Origin of the sequence: Streptomyces sp. PsTaAH-137 (assembly GCF_003259365.1) — a bacterium.
GTDB lineage: Bacteria > Actinomycetota > Actinomycetes > Streptomycetales > Streptomycetaceae > Streptomyces.
Map to the genome: position 1 here is coordinate 1 of NZ_QLLY01000034.1, position 18879 is coordinate 18879.

At 68.0% G+C, this 18879-nt stretch carries 20 protein-coding genes and 5 pseudogenes; 12 read left to right on the forward strand and 13 right to left on the reverse strand.

Annotated elements, in window-relative coordinates; genetic code table 11:
• Together K377_RS39650 and K377_RS39655 are read right to left on the reverse strand one after the other, a co-directional pair.
• The coding region (locus K377_RS39650; protein WP_111668511.1) for an RHS repeat domain-containing protein at window positions 1-2554 on the reverse strand (2554 nt) is incomplete at its 3' end.
• 159 nt (window positions 2555-2713) lie between these two features.
• Window positions 2714-3181 carry a hypothetical protein gene (locus tag K377_RS39655; RefSeq protein WP_258395311.1) on the reverse strand — a complete coding sequence of 156 codons (468 nt, stop codon included), beginning with the start codon at window positions 3179-3181 and terminating at the stop codon, window positions 2714-2716.
• Between the two features lie 672 nt (window positions 3182-3853).
• Between K377_RS39655 and K377_RS39660 the strand changes: the two genes are divergently transcribed.
• A complete protein-coding gene (locus tag K377_RS39660) occupies window positions 3854-4078 on the forward strand; it encodes a hypothetical protein (protein ID WP_111668512.1) in 225 nt (74 codons plus the stop codon).
• Between the two features lie 369 nt (window positions 4079-4447).
• On the opposite strand, the gene K377_RS39665 is transcribed toward K377_RS39660, so the two are convergent.
• The gene (locus tag K377_RS39665; RefSeq protein ID WP_161195123.1) at window positions 4448-5017 is read right to left on the reverse strand and encodes a DUF4352 domain-containing protein; all 570 of its coding nucleotides are present in this window, start codon (window positions 5015-5017) and stop codon (window positions 4448-4450) included.
• An 87-nt stretch (window positions 5018-5104) separates the two neighbouring features.
• On the opposite strand from K377_RS39665, the gene K377_RS39670 reads away from it, so the two are divergent.
• Window positions 5105-5401, forward strand: a complete 297-nt coding sequence (locus K377_RS39670) for a DUF1778 domain-containing protein (protein WP_111668514.1) — start codon at window positions 5105-5107, stop codon at window positions 5399-5401.
• Window positions 5398-5781 carry a fic family toxin-antitoxin system, toxin component gene (locus K377_RS39675; protein WP_111668515.1) on the forward strand — a complete coding sequence of 128 codons (384 nt, stop codon included), beginning with the start codon at window positions 5398-5400 and terminating at the stop codon, window positions 5779-5781. Before K377_RS39670 ends, K377_RS39675 begins: the two co-directional genes overlap by 4 nt.
• A gap of 377 nt (window positions 5782-6158) precedes the next feature.
• On the opposite strand, the gene K377_RS39680 is transcribed toward K377_RS39675, so the two are convergent.
• From K377_RS39680 to K377_RS39690, 3 genes are all read right to left on the reverse strand, one after another.
• Complete coding sequence (locus K377_RS39680; RefSeq protein ID WP_111668516.1) at window positions 6159-6695, reverse strand: hypothetical protein; 537 nt, start codon at window positions 6693-6695, stop codon at window positions 6159-6161.
• Between the two features lie 108 nt (window positions 6696-6803).
• Window positions 6804-7742: a zinc-binding dehydrogenase gene (locus tag K377_RS39685; RefSeq protein ID WP_111668517.1), complete on the reverse strand. Its 939-nt coding sequence runs from the start codon at window positions 7740-7742 to the stop codon at window positions 6804-6806.
• A gap of 52 nt (window positions 7743-7794) precedes the next feature.
• Complete coding sequence (locus K377_RS39690) at window positions 7795-8208, reverse strand: nuclear transport factor 2 family protein (protein ID WP_111668518.1); 414 nt, start codon at window positions 8206-8208, stop codon at window positions 7795-7797.
• A gap of 142 nt (window positions 8209-8350) precedes the next feature.
• Between K377_RS39690 and K377_RS39695 the strand changes: the two genes are divergently transcribed.
• Complete coding sequence (locus tag K377_RS39695; RefSeq protein ID WP_111668519.1) at window positions 8351-9265, forward strand: LysR family transcriptional regulator; 915 nt, start codon at window positions 8351-8353, stop codon at window positions 9263-9265.
• 615 nt (window positions 9266-9880) lie between these two features.
• Window positions 9881-10033, forward strand: coding sequence for a hypothetical protein (locus K377_RS41925; RefSeq protein WP_161195124.1), 153 nt, complete (start codon window positions 9881-9883; stop codon window positions 10031-10033).
• Window positions 10034-10060: 27 nt separating this feature from the next.
• Here the strand turns inward: K377_RS41925 and K377_RS39700 are convergent, their stop codons facing one another.
• Window positions 10061-10273 (reverse strand): DUF397 domain-containing protein, encoded by a 213-nt coding sequence (locus K377_RS39700; RefSeq protein WP_111668520.1) that lies wholly within the window; start codon window positions 10271-10273, stop codon window positions 10061-10063.
• A 300-nt stretch (window positions 10274-10573) separates the two neighbouring features.
• Between K377_RS39700 and K377_RS39705 the strand changes: the two genes are divergently transcribed.
• The 4 genes and pseudogenes from K377_RS39705 to K377_RS39720 all read left to right on the forward strand — a co-directional run bounded on the left by K377_RS39705 (window position 10574) and on the right by K377_RS39720 (window position 12726).
• A complete protein-coding gene (locus K377_RS39705; RefSeq protein ID WP_111668521.1) occupies window positions 10574-11098 on the forward strand; it encodes a hypothetical protein in 525 nt (174 codons plus the stop codon).
• 483 nt (window positions 11099-11581) lie between these two features.
• Window positions 11582-11920, forward strand: a complete 339-nt coding sequence (locus K377_RS39710) for a hypothetical protein (RefSeq protein WP_111668522.1) — start codon at window positions 11582-11584, stop codon at window positions 11918-11920.
• 92 nt (window positions 11921-12012) lie between these two features.
• Window positions 12013-12138 (forward strand): annotated as a pseudogene (locus K377_RS42630) (IS630 family transposase); the annotation flags it as partial.
• A gap of 27 nt (window positions 12139-12165) precedes the next feature.
• Window positions 12166-12726 carry a histidine phosphatase family protein gene (locus K377_RS39720; RefSeq protein ID WP_111668523.1) on the forward strand — a complete coding sequence of 187 codons (561 nt, stop codon included), beginning with the start codon at window positions 12166-12168 and terminating at the stop codon, window positions 12724-12726.
• 124 nt (window positions 12727-12850) lie between these two features.
• On the opposite strand, the pseudogene K377_RS42935 reads toward K377_RS39720, so the two are convergent.
• The 5 genes and pseudogenes from K377_RS42935 to K377_RS39745 form a co-directional block, all read right to left on the reverse strand.
• Window positions 12851-12946, reverse strand: a pseudogene (locus K377_RS42935) (IS5/IS1182 family transposase); the annotation flags it as partial.
• Window positions 12947-13102: 156 nt separating this feature from the next.
• Window positions 13103-13414, reverse strand: a pseudogene (locus tag K377_RS39730) (enolase C-terminal domain-like protein); the annotation flags it as partial.
• Between the two features lie 5 nt (window positions 13415-13419).
• Window positions 13420-13515: pseudogene (locus tag K377_RS39735) on the reverse strand (transposase); the annotation flags it as partial.
• Window positions 13516-13593: 78 nt separating this feature from the next.
• Entirely contained in the window at window positions 13594-14211 is a 618-nt protein-coding gene (locus K377_RS39740; RefSeq protein WP_111668524.1) for a GNAT family N-acetyltransferase, read from the reverse strand.
• Window positions 14212-14835: 624 nt separating this feature from the next.
• Window positions 14836-15525 carry a TetR/AcrR family transcriptional regulator gene (locus K377_RS39745; protein WP_111668525.1) on the reverse strand — a complete coding sequence of 230 codons (690 nt, stop codon included), beginning with the start codon at window positions 15523-15525 and terminating at the stop codon, window positions 14836-14838.
• Between the two features lie 98 nt (window positions 15526-15623).
• Here K377_RS39745 and K377_RS39750 point away from each other — a divergent pair, with 98 nt between their 5' ends.
• A complete protein-coding gene (locus K377_RS39750) occupies window positions 15624-16541 on the forward strand; it encodes an SDR family oxidoreductase (RefSeq protein WP_111668526.1) in 918 nt (305 codons plus the stop codon).
• Between the two features lie 109 nt (window positions 16542-16650).
• On the opposite strand, the gene K377_RS39755 is transcribed toward K377_RS39750, so the two are convergent.
• Window positions 16651-16974: a hypothetical protein gene (locus K377_RS39755; RefSeq protein WP_111668527.1), complete on the reverse strand. Its 324-nt coding sequence runs from the start codon at window positions 16972-16974 to the stop codon at window positions 16651-16653.
• Between the two features lie 553 nt (window positions 16975-17527).
• On the opposite strand from K377_RS39755, the gene K377_RS39760 reads away from it, so the two are divergent.
• Both K377_RS39760 and K377_RS39765 read left to right on the forward strand, forming a co-directional pair.
• Window positions 17528-18007, forward strand: coding sequence for a hypothetical protein (locus tag K377_RS39760; RefSeq protein WP_111668528.1), 480 nt, complete (start codon window positions 17528-17530; stop codon window positions 18005-18007).
• Window positions 18008-18086: 79 nt separating this feature from the next.
• Window positions 18087-18879, forward strand: a pseudogene (locus K377_RS39765) (molybdopterin-binding oxidoreductase); the annotation flags it as partial.

Sequence of the window (18879 nt, forward strand, 5' to 3'; positions counted from 1 at the left end):
CGTACGTCTGGTCCGTCGTAGAACCGGACTGGGTGTAGGCGCCGAGCTGGTTGTGCGGGGTCCACGATGCCGCGGTGCGGGTGCCCGTCGGGCTCGCGGCCGACGTCTCGTTGCCGGCGCCGTCGTAGGTGAAAGCGTCGTTGCCGTCGAACGAGGTCAGCTCACCGGCGTCGTTGTAGACGGCCTTCTGCTCGGCGTCGTCGCAGGAGGAGGGCAGCGTGGTGCCGGTGGAGCGGCCGGTGCGGTTGCCGGCCTTGTCGTAGCAGTAGGACCAGCCGGCCGTCGTGGAGCCGGACTTGGTCTCCACGGCCTTGGTCAGACGGCCCAGAGTGTCGTAGGTGTAGGCCAGGGCCGCGCCGTCGGTGGTGCGCTTGCGGACCTTGTCGGTGTCCTTGCCGGAGTTGGCGTAGTCGTAGGAGATCGACGACAGCGTCGTGGATCCGGCCTTTGCCTCGATCTTGGTGGGGCGGCTGGAGTCGTCGGAAGTGACGCTCTGGGTGGTGCCGCCGGGGAAGGTGGTCTTGGTGCGGTCGCCGTTGTTGTCGTAGGTGAAGCTGGTCTTCGCGCCGCCGGGTTCGGTGACCGACGTCAGCTCGTTGGCGTCGTCGTAGCCGTAGGTGACCGTGCCGGCGGCGTCGACGGCGGTGGCGACGTTGCCGGTGGCGTCGTAGGTGATCGATGTGGCCGGGGTGCCGGGCAGAGCGCGGGTGCGTTCGCGGTTCTGCTCGTCGTAGGTGAACGTCGACGTGCCACCGGGGGCCGTGCGGGTCTTGAGGTTGCCGTCGGCGTCGTAGGTGAACGTCGCGTTGGCGGAGTCGGCGTTCTGGGTCTTGATGCGGTCGCGGTTGTCGTAGGTGTAGGTGGTGGTGGTGCCGCGGCCGTCGGTCATCGTCTTCTGCCGGCCGAGGTCGTCATAGGTGTAGCTGATCGGCTTGAGCGGGGACGGCGGGGTGACCTTGGTCAGGTTGCCCTTGGGGTCGTACTCGTAGGTCGTCTTGTGGTCCCGCGGGTCGGTGGCGCTGCACTTCTGGCCGGGCAGGCCGCCGCACTCCATGGTCCCCGTCTTGGGGTTGTAGTCGAAGGTCCACTTCGCGCCGGTGCCGCTGGTGGTGGAGTCGGTCGACGTCAGGAGGTTGCCGGAGGTGTCGTAGCCGTTGGTGGTCTTCTCGGCCGAGGCCGAGGTGGCCGTCTCGGGGAAGTAGCCGCTGCCCTTCTTCACCCACGTCGATGTCGCCGACGCTCCTGTCGGGAGGGTGGCGGTGGTGGGGTTGAAGGCGCTGTCGTACTTGTAGCTGGTGACGTTGCCGTCCTCCGGCGAGGCGCCCATCGCGTCCGTGGCGGTGGCGATGTCGTTGTCCGGGCCCCAGGACTTCGAGCGGGTGTGACCGAGGGGGTCCTCGGTCTTCTTGGTCCGCCAGTACCCGTCGACGGTCTTGAGGGTGTTCTTGCCGCGTGGGTCGGTGACGCGGACCACGCCTTCGGCGTCGGGGTTGTTGTCGGGGGGCAGGATGTAGCGGAAGGCCGTGGTGTTGCCGGCGCCGGTGGTGTTGGTGACCACCCGGGTGATGGAGGCGACCTTGGCGCTGTCCCAGGTGAACTTCGTCTGCCGGCCCTCCGCCGTGGTCACCTTGACCAGGCGGTTGGAGGTGTCGTAGTCGAAGGTGGTCGTCTTGCCGTCGGTGTCGGTGAACGTCTTGATCAGATCACCGGTGTAGGTGTAGCTGATCGTTCGGCCGGTGTTGTCGGTGACCTTGGTGATGTGTTTGCCGTCGTTGGTGAACGACAGTGTCCGCCCCGACGCGGAGGTGATCTTCGAGGTGAAGCTGCCCGAGTAGGTGATGGTGGTGGCGTTGCCGTTCTTGTCCTCCACCTTCGACACCCGCGCCACCCCGGTGGTGCCCGAGCGGGAGAAGGTGGTCTTCTCCCCCGTGCGCCGGCTGGTGAGGGTGAAGGACTTCTTGTCCGAGGCCTCGGTCAGGTCCTGCTTGTAGCCGCGGGCCGGGGTCAGGGACGAGCCGGAGCGGGCGAAGACTCCCACGGTGCCGGTCGGTCCCTCGACGGAGACGCCGTTGGGGGTGGGCTCCTCCACGTGGTAGTCGGCGCCGGAGGTGGCGTTCCAGCCGACGCTGTTGAGGCTGTTGAAGGTGTTGCCGTAGGCCAGGCCCGGCCCGGCATCCGCGATGTCGAAGCCGTCCACGGTCACCAGCAGGTTGCCGTTGCCGTAGTTGACCTGCGCGCTCACCCCGTCGGACAGCTGCGCGGAGTAGAACTCCGACCACGGCACCTGCCCGATGCCGAGGGCGTAGAAGCCGGGGTCGGCGGCGGCCGACTCGACCACCGGCTGTCCGGCCTTGCCGGTCGCCTTGAGCGCGGTGCTGGCCGGGGCCTTCGTCGTGCCCAGGGGTGAGGGGGCCTGCTTGGACGCCGCGGCACGGGCCGGGGCGGAGGCCGGGCCAGCGATGGCGGGAACGGCCGTGGCCATGGTGGCCGTCGCGGTGGCAGCGGCCAGGATCGACAGCGGCAGCCAGTGTCTGCGCCGCTGGAATGCGGGCATGCGAGGATTCACGAAGGTCTCTCCGATGCGTTGGATGAAAGCGGAGCGGAGCAGGGCCTACGGGGGCGGCACCCCTGCATGGGTGCCGCCCCGCCCTGCTTTGATGAGGTCGTACGTGATGGCCGGCCGTGTCGCGCCAGGCCGATAAGACGGCGTGTGTCAGCAGCGCTGCGACGTGCGGGTGTGCAGCGGCGACGGATCATTGGGAATGCTCATCGTGCCGTCGCCCGAGGTGCACTCGTCCGCCGTCTTGGCCGCGTTGCCCCAGAACTCCTGGGAGTGGGTACCGAAGACGTCCTTGCGGCCCACCAGCGAGTTGCGCTTGTAGGACCACACCCCGACCGTCACATCAAAATTGACCTTCTTGTCCAGGAATGACTTCCAGACCCACACGTAGCCATAGTTCTCGTCGCACTTGGCCGAGTAGAACTGCTTGACCGAGGCGATCGTCTCCGAGCCCCGGTAGATGTACTCCGTCGTCCCGATCTGCGCGGCATCCGAACACACCCCGGCCGCCGTCGCCGTGCTGCTCAGCGGGTTGCCCGCCTCCGTACCCGCGGCCCCCGCCGCCTCATTGGCCGCCCGCTGCTGGGCCGTCTGCGACGGCCCCGTCGCAGCCGAGGCCACCCCGCCACCCAGAACTGACAACGCTGTCGCCGCAGCCACAGCAAACCCCGTCATACGCGCACGTCTCACGTGCACAACCCCCTCGGAAAAGCGCGCAGCCCCCAGCCACCCGACACATCGACCGGGCGACTCGCGCAATGGAAGACGCACCAGCCGGTGCGCCTTCCCATCTTCACCACACGCCCCACCGGAACCGCATATTCCAGCGGCACCACCACCGACAGTAGTCAGGTAACAGACCGTCAATCAATGAAATATGCCGCCTGTTGCCTTCACAATGAAGGCAACAAGCCATCTGCACCCGCGTAGTGACAGGCTGTCGCGACTCGCGTGCGCCTTGTCTTCGGAAAGCGCTCTCCGTGTGATGTGTGCAACATGCATAGACCTCCGGAGGCAGGGCACACGAAACTATTTTCGAAGCACACAGCGGCCTTAACACCGCATCCGAGACCACAACACCACTCGGGAGCAACCGATCTGATTGCCGCTCCATTCGGACACCTGCCGATGCCGAGCACACGAACCGAAGCCGGCGCCGGTGAGACCCGCGGGGCCTGGCCCCCTCCCGAAGGCAGCACCGCCTGGCGGCCAGGGCATCCCTGGTCGGTGAACCGTGGCGACACCGCGCACCCCACACCCCATGCCCTTCTGTAAGAGGGGTAGTTGGGGGCAATGAGCCTTTCGAAGCCTGTGAAGTACGGTCTCCTCGCCATCGGCCTCTACGTGGCTGGAGTGCTGTATCTCCGGTTCGGCGCGGCAGACCCGCTGGGATGGGACAAGGCGCTGCTGGTGTCACTGCTCGCCACTCCCGTGGTCCTGCTGTGGTGGTGGGCCCGCGACCGCCTGATGGACAGAGCCCGCCGGGCCGGTGAACGGCACCGCATAGCGCGCCAGTAGGTCTGCCCGGCCGGCCCTGATGGCGTGCCTTGGCTCTCGCCATCCGCTCCTGTCCCAGCAGTGCGCGCCCGTGGAGGTGCGCCACCGCGGCGTCCCCGCCCACCTTCAGAGCGTCGTCGAACGAACCGCCCCGCAGGTGTAGGTCGACGCCGCAGGTTCAAGGCGAGGACGAAGGATCACTCGGCTTTACGCATCAGGGTTCACTCCAGGAGCGGTGCGCTCTCACTCGACACGCCCGCGCCGATTGCGCCGGGCCCCTTCTGTCCTGGTCAGCCGGGCGGCCGCGATCCCGGTGGACCACTCTCCTGCGCTCGCGGTGTTGCCGCGCCTGCCACGCACCGTGTCCGATTCTGGGCACTGAAGCTGAATCTACTTCACCTCGCCGACCCAGTGCTTGCCGTCACCGAGGAAATCGGGCTGCACTTCAAGGTCGACTTTGCTGAGCTGCCCGCGCGGGACGTCGAACGCGAACTCGGCCGATCCCGAGGCGCCGGGAGACACGCTGCCCGTGATCCCGGCGCCGAGATTCCCGTCGAAGATCTGCTCACATGTGTGACCGTCGCTGCCGGCCTTCACATACACCGTCATCAGCGCGCCCTGGAACGCCTCATCGGTGCCGTTGTGGACCTTGATCCGCCACTTCACGCCCTGATTGCCGCTCTCGTGCCCGATCGAGTACGCGGACGGCGTGAACTTCACCGGCTGGGAGACAGTGACTTCCAGGCCACCGTCCCACTTCTTGGTGTCTCCCCAGTCCGTGTCCGCCGACGGCGTCGCTGCGGCCACCACCGCGCCGGCTCCACTGCTCAGGAGGCATGCAGTCATCGCGACAGCGACCGACAGACGGGCCATCACGGTTGTGCGTGTGCCGTTCATGAATCCAGGATCCGCCCACCGCCCCCACGGGTCGACCGGAACAGAGCGGTCCCGCACGACCATGGCGAGGATGCTGGACGAGGTGCCGGCACCCGGATTGCAGGCAGATGCTCTGCCCAGCCCGCAGGGGCCGGTAGTACCATCGGTACCATGGCGAGCAACCCGAAAGCCCTGAACCTGCGGTTCCCCGACCCCGGCCAGCGAGCGGCGATCGAAGCCGCGGCGCGGCAGGAGGGGGTGAGCATGCAGGAGTACATCCTGCGGGCCGCCGTCGACAGGGCGACCGCAGTCGAGAAGACGTTCCTGGCCGCGTTCCAGGCCTCCCAGGCCCGCAGCGGCGAAGCCTTCAAGGACCTCACCGACCTGGACCCCAGTGCGGAGCAGCGGGCGGCGGAACGGGCCGCGCGCGCCGAGGCGGATGCGGGCGCGCAGGGGCGCGCCGCGTGAGCGAGTCCGACCGGCATGCGCTGGATGTGTCCTTTCTGCTGCATGCCGCCGAGCTGCTGGAGGGGGATCCTCAGGTCGATGACCTGGGGCCGCTGTATGCGGCCGTCGGCCGGGTGAACGCCCGCGCCCTGGAGCACGACGTCTACGGGTCGCTGAACCTGAAGGCGGCAGCTCTCCTGCAGACCCTGGCGCGGCTGCCGTGTCTTGAGCACTCCAACGCGGCCTTCGCCTGGCACGCCACCGAGGCCTACCTCATGCTCCACGAGCGGCACCTGGACTATCCCGTCAAGGCGGCCGCCGAGCTGGTGCGCGACGCCGCCTCCGGTGTGCGAGGCGCCGCCTCCATCGCACGTCAGCTACGCCAGTGGACCGCCGACTGAAATCAACGACTCGCGGAAGCTTTCCTGTTCCTGATAATCAGGAACAGGAAAGCCGAAAGAGTAATCACATTGAGGACGGCGTACACCCACTGCTGTCGCACCAATGTAATGACTAGAGCGGCAAAACTCACGGACAGTATCCCAAAATAGAGCCATGCTCCAGGCTTGCGTGAATCGCGCAATGCCATCTTTTCCTCCAGTCGGGATATCAACTAGCGCTTGCCCCCCGCAAGGAAGCCTCGGGCGTCAGCGCGGTCTTCCAGCAGCCGTAGCGTGGGCCGTGCACAGTTGGGCGGCGACACGCGCACGAACAGGGACAGTCGGTCCCTCCGGGTGGGTGATGGCTGTCCGAGCCGCCAGGACGCCCTCGACGCGGGTCACCTGCCTTGAACGGGCTCGGTTGGGTCGGCACCTGCGGCGGCCCGTCCCGAAGGTTCCTTGCTGTCGGACTCTTCCGAGTCTTCAGCAGGCCCTCCGGTCGCTTCCTCCGGTACGGCACGCCACTTGCGCGGGCGCCAGAACACCCCGGCGAACAACCAGACGGCCAGGCAGAGACCACCGGAGATCACGAGCAGCCCTGCGCTGTCGCCCTGCTCGCCGGATCGGCCCCACAGAGCGATACCGAAGCCCAGTTGCACAGAAGAGCCGGCCACCGAGAGCACGGCGAGCGCGGTCCGGGTGGTCACCCGTCGCCCGGGCATCCTGCCGCCCCTGGCGTCGTGTCTGCGTACCGCGCCGCGGATGCCGTGCCGACGTTCCAGGAAGCCCCAGGTGATCCAGGACAGCAGACCGATGACGGCCAGGAGCCAGGTGATGTTGAGGATGATGTCCATCCACAGCACATGTGTGTAGTCGACGAACTTGCCGCTCGCCAGTTCCGCGCCGTACGCGGAGGGTTCCGTCGAAGTCGTCATACGACACAAGTGGCCGCAAGGTCCGGAACGACTCCTCTCACTTCGGCTCCGTGTGCACAACGACTGCCAACGGTACCGGCCGGCCGGTCCCCGGGCCTCGGCATGCGGTCAGCTGACGGTCAGGACTGCGTTGCCGCGGATCTTTCGGCCGCGCAGGTCGTCGATGACGCCGGGAGTGTGGCTCCAGTCGCGGACGGTGCCGATCTCGGGGTGCAGGCGGCCGCCGGCTACCAGTCGTACCAAGGCGGCCAGGTCCTTGCCGTACGTCGGATCGGAGGCTGTGTAGTCGAAGTGCGCGAGACGGGCCTGGTTCGGGCCTTTGAAGAAGTCGAAGAAGTTAAGGGTGACGGGCTGGCGGCTGGCCTGCCCGAACCACACGAGGAGGCCGCCCGGGGCCAGTTGGGCCAGAGCCGACGGCAGGCTCACACCACCCACCGATTCGAGAACGACGTCGAACGGACCTTTCGCGTCGTCCACCGATGTGATCAGTTCTGCGGCCCCGAGCTGCAGCAGCCGTGCTCCCCGTTCGGCTGTGCCGCTGACGGCGGTGAGGTGTGCGCCGCAGGCGGCTGCGAGCTCGGTGATGTAGTGGCCCACGCCCCCGCTGGCGCCGGTGAGCAGGACGCGACGGCCCGCAAGCGGTCCGGCGGTGCGCAGAAGCCGCAACGCGGTGATCCCGGCGAGGGGGAGGGCCGCGGCGGTCACGGCGTCGACGCTGTAGGGCAGTTCGGCAAGGTTTGCGGTGGACACGGCGACGCGTTCGGCCCAGCCGTGGGCAGGGGGATGGGCCACCACGCGGGTGCCCGCGGCGGGCCCGGTGCCGTCGGCCGCCGCGCCTAGGACGGTGCCGGCAACGTCTTTGCCCGGGCGCCAGCCCGGCCGGCGCCGGTCGAGCCCGCCGTCGAGCTGGAGGGTCTCGCCGCGGTTGACGCAGTACGCCTCCACCGCGATGAGTGCCTCGTCGGGGGCGGGTTCGGGCTCGGGAACCTCGCCGAGGACAACCGGCTCGGCGCTGTCGTTGGCGGGTGAGGACACCATGGCCTTCATGGGTTACAGCTCCTGGCGCGGTATAGCAGTTCGGTGGGTGGTCGGGCGGGGTTCAGGCGAAGACGACCGTCTTGGCGTGCAGGGTGTCGAGGTGTTCGCGTACCGCCGTGATCCTGCCGTTGCGGATCGTGAAAATGGCCAGGCAGTGCTGGTCGTAGCGGCCTCCCGCTCGCGCCAGGCCTCGGGTGTTCCACTCGGCCAGGACATGCTCTCCCTCCCCGAGGAGACCCTCGATTTCGAACTCCATCGATTCCGGCACCAGCCGGGACAGCATCGCCGGCACGAACTCACCGAGGATCTCGTCCGGTCCCGTCCACGTTCCCGACAGCGGCAGATCGCCGGCGAGGGTCCAGGTTGTGTCCGAGTCGAAGAAGGCGCGCAGGGCGTCCATGTCGCCCTGCATCAGAGTGTCCATGTAGGCCTGGACAACTGCCTTGCTGGCATCCGTGGTGTGGTGCGTGTTCATGAGGTGAGCCTCTTTCAGGTGGCGTGCGCTCCGACGCCCTGAACCCTAGGAAGACGGGTGCGGCGAAGGGAAAGACCTGTTCGCGCAAAACTCATATCAAACCGGTATAGGTGCAGCTCAGGGCTGTTGTAGGGTGCCCGGCATGGCAGACCTTCGTCGTCTTCGCTACTTCCTCACCGTCGCTCAGGAGCGGAGTTTCACCCGCGCCGCTGAGCAGTTGCACGTCGCGCAGCCCGCTCTCAGCCGCCAGATACGCCAGCTCGAAACGGAACTGGGGGTACGTCTCCTGGACCGCACCACGCAGTCCGTCCAGCCCACCGAGGCCGGGCGGGTGCTGATGGCACGAGGTAGCGCCCTGTGCGAGGAAGCGGACCGGCTCTGGCAAGACGTCCGGGGCTTCGCAGCCGGTGAAAGCGGCACGCTGTCCTTCGGCTACAGCGCGAGCACCGGCTACGAGACCGCACCCACATTGCTCGCCGCGTTCGCCGAAGCTCACCCCGGCATCACCACAAGCACCCGGCTGCTGCCCACGCCCGAGATCCTGGCCGGCGTCGCCGACGGCACTCTCAACGCCGGACTGGTCCGATGCCCTCCCCCTACCCCGCAACTGGTCCGCACCCTGGTGCGACTGGAGCGCCAGGGCATCCTCATGGCCGAACACCACCCCCTGGCCGTCGGCTCCCGCGATCCCCTCGACGTGTCCGCACTCACCGACGAGACGGTGCTCCTGCACGCACGCGCCGACAACCCCGGACACTACGACGCCATCACCGAGATCTTCGTACGAGCCGGGATCAGCCCGCGGCTGAGCGAGCGGCAACTCTCCTTCGACGCAGCGCACATGCCCGTCGCACGGGGCGATGCCGTGTCCGTCATCGGCGAGTCCGCGCTGCCCGGCCTGCCGGCCGGTCTGGTGTGGCGCCCGTTGTCACCAGTGGCGACCCTCGAAGTCCACCTCCTCACCCACGCCGGACACCAGCAGCCCCCCACCACACACCTACTGCAGGCCACCTCACGAACCGCCCGAACCCGCGGCTGGCTGCGCTCCCCCTCCTGAACCCTCCACCACACGTCTGATCCGCGTCTCACGGGGACCCCGACCACAGGCCATACCAACTGCTGCCCGCTCCGGGACGCAGTGCCTCATGGGGCGCCCAGCCCACGATCCGGACCGAGTCGGTGGCCCAACTGCCGGACGGCTCCGAGGGACATGCCCCGCTTCGGCTGATCGGCGCCCGCACCACCGGCCCATTGGACGGAAAGGAGGCGCGGGGACACCTCCTTCGATGCCCTGCGAAGCCGGAGGAGGCCGCTCAGCGGGCGCGGCGCCGACGCAGGAAGTCACGGAAGCTTGCCGACTGCGTCCACGATCCGAGGCCCGCAATCGCGATGACGACGAGCGCGAGAACGAGCTTGAGGAAGTCACTCATGGCTATCCGGTGCCCCTGATACAGCGGGCTACTCGCGGAGTGAGTGGCCACGGCTGCCTGCCGTGCCGCTCCGCTGCAGGGCCTCGGCCAGAGAGAACGCTGACGCGTTTCCTCGACGCCGCGTCATCCACCGCCGAACGTCCCTGGGGCGTCATCAAGGTGGCCGCTGTCAACGACGCGGCCGTAGGGATGCACTGGACCGTTCAGCCCTGCACGTCGGCACGTGTCCCGAACCAGTCGTCGTGGACGGCGCGGTGGCCGTGCCCAACCGCAGGGACGGCATCGAGCAGTCCGAGCACCTGACGCCGGGCGGGATGTGCTGCGTAGAACGCAGAGACACCCACCCGGCACCACAGGCGCGCGTCCTCGTCGTCGGACAGCGCGGAAGCATCTGAGGGGCCCCGTCGGCCCAGCCGGGCCGATCACGAGCACAGCGTGCCCGCTCCGGCGCTCTGAACGAAGCGGAACCAGACCTGGCCGCCCACCATGAACGGCTGGATGTCCCGGTCCTTGCTGTCGCGAACGGCCACGCTCCCCTCCCCCAGGAACGCCACCTCCACGCATGCCCCGCTGCCGTTGGACGCCTGCGCCGTGAACCAGCACAAACCCTCCACGTACCCAGAACTCTCATTCATGCCAACTCCTCAGCGGCACGCACTCAAACACAGGAAACCTCGAGCGGAACGGGGCGCCGGCTTCCCCCGCCAGGGCAGGACGGGGCTGCTGCCACGCCCCGTCCACGCCGTTGAAAGCCAGTGCATCCGCCCGCCCTGCACGAGCGGAACTACTGAACAGAGTTGCCGTGCCCGGACCCCGCACGGTGACTCGCCTCCGCTCCACAAAAGGGAACCGAACCCTCCCGAGATTCCTCCGCATTTATGCGGATGTCAACGCATTCGCGTGATACACGGTGAGTGATGCTCTAGGGTCAACTCATGGACGGCAGAACCTGGTTGGCATCCAGCCACCCCACCCCGGACACAGTCATCACGCAGTGGGAACAGCCGCCCCACATCGCGCAGATCCCCTGCGGGAACACCTTCCAGGCTCTCCGCCTGCCACAGATGCTCGGCCTCACCCTGCTGTGGGAACTCGACCAGGCCGCCGAAGAGATCCCAGTACTCGAACAGCACAGCCGCCCCAAGCCCTGGATCTACGTCCTCGCCCACCCCCGCACCCGGCAAGCCTGGAAGCGGCGCATCCTGCCGCCGCGCGTGACACTCCTGGCCGGCGGGGACACGCTGTGGGCGCCCTGCCCGGACGCCGACGCCATCACCGGCGTCCGCCAGCACCACACCTACCTGTGGCGCACCCCTCCCGCCGACGACAGCCACCTCGCCGACCCCGACCACCTCGCCGAAGCCCTCGAGAACGCACTGGACCCCCGATGGCAGGCCGCCCGCGTACGAGCAGCACGCGCCGCCTTCTACATAGGACGCCACCGCACCGACAACAACTGAACCATGCCGCCCCAGCGGGACCTACCACTCACCGCGATCCCAGCGTTAGCGCAAAAAAGACCAAGCGGATGACCGTCGCCGTCAGGCATCGCAGGCACGGACGTCGGCTGCGGCATCGGTGCCACATGCCACTCGCAGCCAGCAGGCGCAGGGACCCCCGTGCCCCGGCACGGTAGCCGCCGCCACGACCCACAGACACCAAGACGGTGCGGGACGGCCTGCCCGACGACCAGAGCCGACGGGATTACTTGAAACACAACCGGTCGGCGTTCCTCGACGCGGCCCGAGCGGCTATGGATGTGCGTGGTGGCACGTCACAGCCTGGACTTCCACAGGGCGGCCCCTTTCCGTAGACGAACGCCGTGATCTCCCAGACCACCAACGCACAGTCCTGAGAGCGCCCCGCCCCCAGGAAACCGGGAGTAGCGTGGGCGCACTTCATCCGCCTTTCAGGCGAGCGCGGGCCGAACAGAGGGACACGTGATGGCATCGGGCGTTGGTGTTGCCGTGGTGACTTCGCAGCCTCGCAGTCATCTGTGGCTGATCGAGGTGGCCGGGGCCATGGGCAGGAAGATTCCCAAGAGCGTGCGTCACGCGACCCGCGAGGCATTGCACCATCACACGGGCCCCATCGCCTTCGCCCTGCCCGAAGTGACCGCGTGCCGCACCACCCTGGCCGAGCACCTACTGGCCGTGCACAAGCAGCGTCCCGTCGTCCTGATCGCCCCCTCACCAGCCGTCCTCGAAGCGATCGCCGCCACGGACCAGGGCATCGCGCACCTGCCTACCTTTTCCGACCTGCCGGCGGCCCTGGCCTCATGACCTGCGCCCACCAGGGGACCTTCGCACTCCACCGCGACACCGCCGAAACGGCGCCGCCGCCTTAAAGGGCTCCCGCACAGGGCCGTCGGAACCTGCGCTGGCGCACCACCAACGCCCGCCACCCCGACGTCCTCTCCGCCGAACGCCGCGAACGCGCACACATCCGCAGCGAGAAGGACCTGCGCTGGGGAGGCCGACCACTCACCGAAGCAGCATGACCCGCACCGGCAAGCAGGAGACCCGCGATGGCAGTAGAGATCGTCTACGAGACGCACGCCACCACGACCGACAACGAGGCGGGCATCGCCACCGGCTGGCTCCCCGGCCAGCTCTCAGAACTCGGCCGCAGTCAGGCCGCGGAACTCGGCGAACGCCGACGCGCCGGCGGCTTCGCCGAAGTGTTCACCTCCGACCTTCACCGAGCTGTGGAAACGGCCCGGATCGCGTTCCCCGACGGCACACCCTCGATCCGCCAGGACATCCGGCTGCGCGAGTGCAACTACGGGGACCTCAACGGAACCCCCGTCGCCCGCATTGCCGCCCAGCGGGCTCGCCGCATCGACGAACCCTTCCCCGGCGGTCAGAGCTACCGCCAGGTCCTCGCGGCCACCAACATGTTCCTGCACGACCTGGCAACGCGCTGGGACGGCGGACGGATCCTGGTGATCGCCCACTCCGCCAACCGATGGGCCCTGGACTGCTTGCTCGCCGGCGCCTCGTTGGAAGACCTCGTCGAAGCCCCACCCGCCTGGCGCCCAGGCTGGCACTACATGCTTCCCACTGACTGGACCCCTTCGATCCGGTAAGCCTTCCCGATCAGCACACTAGCTGTACCAAGACCGCGAACCGTTCCGGCATCTCCCGGTCAACTCGCAGGATGTGCCGGGTCTGCGGGGCCGGTTGGTGGCGGATCTGCAGGTCGACCACTCCCTTCTCCGGGATCGTGTGCCGGATTCCGCGTCGCCTCAGGTATGCGCGGATGGGGCCGCTGCTGTAGGCCTTGTCGGCGAGGGCCTCATCACCGCGCCAGAGACGATCTGCGTTGCGGTCGACAGCTTCACCGCCATCGGCGCCGATGAAGTCGTGTTCTAGTGCTGGACCTCGGACGGCGACCACATCGACCGCATCGCCAGCACCCTGTTCTAACGGGTGCTGCAGAACGGCGATCAAAGCCCTTCGGGGTCAGAGCGTGATCCACTCGTGCGAGGTCGTGACCTCGTCCAGGAGATCGGGCAGCGGCTGGACGCCGAGGCCGGGTCCAGTGGGGACGTCGAGGTGGCCGTTGCCGAGGACGAAGGGTTCGGTGATGTCGGTGGCGAAGTAGCGCTGAGAGCCGGAGGTATCGCCGGGGAGGGTAAAGCCGGGCAGGGCTGCGAGGGCGACGTTCGCGGCGCGGCCGATGCCGGTTTCCAGCATGCCCCCGCACCAGACGGGGATGCCGTGGGCACGGGCGAGGTCGTGGATGCGGCGGGCATCTAGGCAGCCGCCGACGCGGGCCGCGGGCCGAAGCGTTCAGGAAGCTCCCGCCACTGCACCCCTGTGCTAAGCCGGTGAATGATCCCGTTGATCACCTGACAGTGGTCCCGCCACCGGCCGCACCGGTTGTTGCTCACCGACAGCAGGGACTCCAGCACCGCCCACACGGCTTCGGTCAGATCACACCAGCGGCACGTTCAGGCTGACGCGTGACCCGGCTTTTCCGAACGTCCACCGTGCTGGAACCACTCCGGCGCCAAGATGGACATCACCGTCGCGTCCACCCGTTCGCCCTCCCAGAGCAGCGCGTCACGCAGCACGCCCTCGGCGACGAACCCCACCTTCTCGTAAGCGCGTCGAGCTCGCGGATTGAACGCGTAAACCTCCAGCGAGATGCGGTGCAGCCCCAGCCTCTCGAAGCCGTACCCGACGAGCAGTCGGGTCGCCTCCGTCCCCAGACCAGAGCCATAACTCCCAGGCACCAGACAGATGCGGAAGCTGCAACTCTCGTTGCCCGGGTCCCATTCGTTCAGGACCGCCTCGCCGATGACGTTCCCAGTCGCAAGATCGACCACGGCAAGGTCCAGCCGGTCATCCTGCTCTTGACGGCTGTCGTACCAGGCGCCTATTCCACCCTCGTCGAGTGCGCCGTCGTCATGACTGCCGGTCAGTCGTGAGGCCTCAGAGTCCAGGAACATGGGCATCAGCGCAGGCACGTCATCCACCGTGACCGGTCGGAGCAACACCTGTTCCCCGCTCAGCGACGGCTTGCTGAGGAAATCCGGGCGCGGAACACTACGAACGTGATCAGCCATGGCCGCATTGTGTCCGGCCGCCCCGCCCGCCGTCCTCCAGATATCCGCCGCAGGACCCCGTGATCGCAGAGACAGGCCCTAAGGGCGCGTACATCCAACGAGGATCCTGGCCTGTGAATGATCACGACTCATGGGCAGGAAGATCTCATGGACGAGCACCAGAATGACGCTGGAGCAGTGGCCCCGCAGCGGGACGGGCTCGTCGAACGAAGGTTTTCCCTTCTCGCCCAGTGTCAGGGCCGACCAGCGCAGGCGGCGATTCAGCCTTCAGGTCAACGAGATCTGGCGAGGTTCGGTGACGCGCGCACCGGCGGCGCAGGACGTCGCCCTGGGGCCTCGGGTGGGTGGGTGCGGGCAGAGGCCAGGGACTGCTCCGGCGCCAGGACGCCCTCATGCCGGTGCGGGCGAAGGGCCCGGCTCGATCCTCCATCAGCACTGATCGGTGCTGTGAGCGCGATGAGGGCCGCACCTGCTGGAGATGCGGCCCCGGGCGCCATGGTGTTGGCTCTGGCCACGAGAACGGACAGCACTTGTTCATGACGACGGGAGGCGGTGAAGCAGGGAGCTGTTCGAGCTGGTGCGGGGAACGGGGCCCCTTCCGGCGCAGATCGAAGCGGATGCCCTTCAGCAGGTCGTGCCGGCGCTGGCTGACTGCTGGCGTCGGGCCAGCAGGCCGGTAGCGGTCACGGCCGTCGCGCGGCGGACAAGGTCGGTGAAGTCCAGACGCATGGCGGCAAGTTCGGGGTCTGAGGCGTAGACCGCGAGCATCGCGTCCGAAGGGCGGCTGCATTGCCACGCGGACATGGCCATCAGTAGCGTTGTCTCCACCAGCGCGGCAGCGCCCTCGGAGCCGAGTTCGGGGACATGGCGCAGGACCAGTCGAACCAGGCTCTGCAGTGATTCCTGGGCGGCGCGCTTGTGACCGATGCCGACCTCGGTGGAGATGTTCTGCTCCAGTACTGCGCCTTGCGCGCTGAACAGGTCGCACAGCACGGGCCGCCGCGCCATCGACGTGGCGAGCAAGCCGGCCAGAGTGTCTCCGCGTTCCCGCACGGTGCCGCGGCGGTCCACCGGTGTTCGCTCCAGCTCGGTGATCCAGGCGTGGATCTCGGTGTCGAGCAGGTCGAGCAGCACTGCTTCGCGGGATTCGAAGTAGCGAAGCACGTTCGCCTTGGCCAGGCCGACGCGGCGGCTCAGTTCGTTCAGGCTCAGCTTCGCGACTGGCATCTCGGTCAGCATCGCCGCCGCGGTGTCCAGGATCTGGCGCCGCCGCTGGCTGCGCTGTTCGTCGGTGCGGGCGCGTTGGAAGGTCACTGCCCCATATTACAAACCGCCGGTACTTTGCTTGCGTACCGGTGGTCCGTTACCGTGGGGCGAGACAAAATACCGGCAGTCCTTAATGGGGTTTCGTCATGTACCAGGTTCCTGACCAGCACGGAAAGCGCGCCGCGGTGACCGGCGCGAACAGCGGCACGGGTAAAGAGGCCGCCAAGCGACTGGCCGGCGCCGGGGCCCAGGTCATCCTCGCGGTGCGCACGTCAGCCAAGGGAGAGCAGGCCCGCGACGAGATCCTCGCCGCGCACCCGGACGCTCAGGTGGAAGTCCGCCGCCTGGACCTGGCCGACCTGTCGTCTATCCGCAAGTTCACCGACGGCTTGACCGCCGACGGCAGGCCGCTGGACCTGCTGCTGAACAACGCCGGCGTCATGAACGTGCCCCAGCGCACGGAGACCGCCGACGGCTTCGAGTTGCAACTGGGCAGCAACTTCCTCGGCCCCTTCGCTCTCACCGTCCGACTTCTGCCACTGCTGCTCGCCGCCCCCACGCCGCGCGTGGCCACGATGAGCAGCGGCACCGCCAACCGGGCCAGTATCGACTTCGACGACCTGCAATCGACGCACGCCTACAGCCCCACCCGGGCCTACGCCCAGTCCAAGCTCGCCGACATGCTGATGATGATCCACCTCGCCGAACTCGCCGCCCGGCACGACTGGCCCTTGCTGTCGGCCGGCGCCCATCCCGGCTACACGCGTACCAACCTGATGACTTCCGGCCCCACCCTGAACGGCGGCCGGCCCGGCTTCGTCGAATCGCTCCTCTACAAGATAGTTCCGTCCCAGGGCCCGGAGCAGGGTGCGGAACCCCTGCTGTACGCGGCCACTAGCCCCGACGCCGTGGCCGGCGGCTATTACGGACCACGCTGGGCAATGGTCGGCCCCACCAAGGCCGTCCCCCTGCCGCGGAGCGCCCAGGACAAGGCCATCGCCGCACGCCTATGGACCGAGGCCGAACGGATCACGGGCGTCTCCGTTCCGGCTAAGCGCCCCTGAGCATGCAGCCGCAGGCGGGACCGTTCGATTCCCTAGGTCTCGTCCCGCCTCCCGGAATCATGAACAAGTGCTGTCCGTTCTCGTGTACAGAGCCATGGTGTGCTGTCGGTTACGCGGCGACGGTCTCGCGGGGGTCGGGCAGGTGCCGGTCCCATCCCATGCGGGGGAACTGCTCGTGCGCGAGGTTCAGCAGGCGCAATGGCTGGGGCGGGATGTTGACGACGGTGATGCTCAGGTGTGGGGTCGACGGGTCGAGCAGGTGGAGCGCGGCGATGCACAGGAACGGCACGTCCCGCAGGTTCCACACCACCTCGGTCACCTCCGTGGGCAGGCCCGCCCTGTAGTGGTTCAGGTCGTCCAGTTGCTCGCCGTCGATGTCGCCGTGAGGGGCGAGTGTGGCCGTCTCGTCGTGGAGGGTGATGGTGAGGTCCATGAGCGCCCCCTTTGGGGGTTGCTGAGACCGAAGACAGGGCGGCCCATGAACGGGGCCGCTGGCTAGGGCGGGTCCGAATGCCCGTGTTGGGGGCGATGCCCGGAACCCAAAGAGCCGGCGCTTGTCCGGACCGACTCGGTCTCTCGTCACCCCACCGTCCCACACACAGCCGCCGGGCGGCCAGCGTGATCGCGACTGCGCGGCGTGCGCCGGTGCGTTCGGGGCGGCTTGCAGAGGCGGCAGGTGGTTCAACGGTCATCTGTCGTCAACTGCGCTGTTTTAGCGACTTGCTGAGACCGTTCAAGGCCAAACATGTTCGGACTGTGAACGGTTGCGCCAATGGATGCGGGGGAGAACCGCAAGGGACGGAGTGGGTCGGTTCTGTCTGTACCCGTGCCTGTTGTCTACTGCGCCCGGGTCTTGCGATGTCCACGGAGTGACGGCAGGTAACGGCTCAGCCTTTTGGTCCACGAGCTCTAGCGAGAAGTTGGCGGCTCCGGCGCAGCTGTTGGCGACTCGTTGCCAACAGCTCGCGGCTGTCGCTGATTGAGACGTGGACTATCCCGTCGCCCTCGCCGAGAACGTCGCCCGCCTGCCCGAGGGCGAAGGCTGGTGGTACGAGCCGAAGTTCGACGGCGACAGGGCGGTCATCTGGCGGCGCGACACCGTCCGTGTCCAGACCCGGGCCGGCCGGGACGCCACCCAGCAGTGGCTCGACCTCGCCACCGCCGCCATGAACCTCCCCGCGGACACCGTCCTCAACGGCGAGGCAGTCATCTGGCGCGCAGGCCGCATCGACTTCGGGGCAGTCCGCTCCCACGCCTCCTCGCGCGGCCGCCGCCTCGCTGACCTGGCGCACCGCTATCCCGCCAGCTACGCGGAGTGCCGCGACTCCCTGCCAGTCCTGCAGCTCCTGGCCGCCTTGCTGGTATCAGCAGCACTGGCCCTCAGCCTGCCCCCAGGTTGCGCCTTTTGGCGGAACCGATCTCGCAGTGGGGGTTGTCGTCGTCAGCGGCCAGTCGAAGGTTGCTAATCCTGTGAGAGTGCCAGCGCTCGCCACCTCGATGGTGTGACGGACCAATCCGGGCGCGCTTCCAGGACGGATTCCGGTCATGAACCTCGACGTACGAGCCAAGCCGCGGCGCGGTATCAAACGCCTGTCGCTCGGCGCCCTGAGCGGCCTGCTCGCCGGCTATGCGGCCATCGCGGTGGCAGAGTTGGTCTCTGCTGCGGTGCGGCCGGAGTCGGGGCCGGTCATCGCGGTCGGTGGGGCGGCGATCGACCGGACTCCGCCGGGTGTGAAGGATTGGGCGATCCGGCATTTCGGGACGAACGATAAGCTCGTTCTCCAGCTCGGCATCCTTGCCGTGCTGACTGTTCTCGCTCTGGTCCTGGGGGCAGTGGCCGCCCGTTGGCGGGTCATCGGTTCGGTGGGCGTGCTGGCCTTCGGTGTGGTGGGCGCCTTGGCCGCCACCAGCAGGCCCGACTCGACGAGCGTCAGCGACGCGCTGCCGTCGGTGGTGGGTGCCGTGGTCGGTGCCGCACTCCTGTATTGGTTGATCGGCCGACTGGGAACCTTTCACGGAGCGGCGGACGAGCCGGGCGAGCGAAGCGGAACCGCGGACACCGGCGCCGGTGCCGTGGCGGATGACGCTCCGGTGGGCGGGGCGACTTCCGTAGCCCCCCAGAAGCAGGACTCGGGGTGGGACCGGCGGGGTTTCATCCTGGCCGCGACCGCCGCTGCGGCGGGCTCCACCGGTGCGGGCCTCGCTGGGCGTGCCCTCAACGGGTCCCAGGGACAGAACGCGGTCGCCTCCCGCAAGGACATCGTGCTGCCCGCCCCGTCGTCGAGGGCGGCTGCCGTGCCCAAGGGGGCCGCGCTGCGGATCAAGGACATCAGCCCGT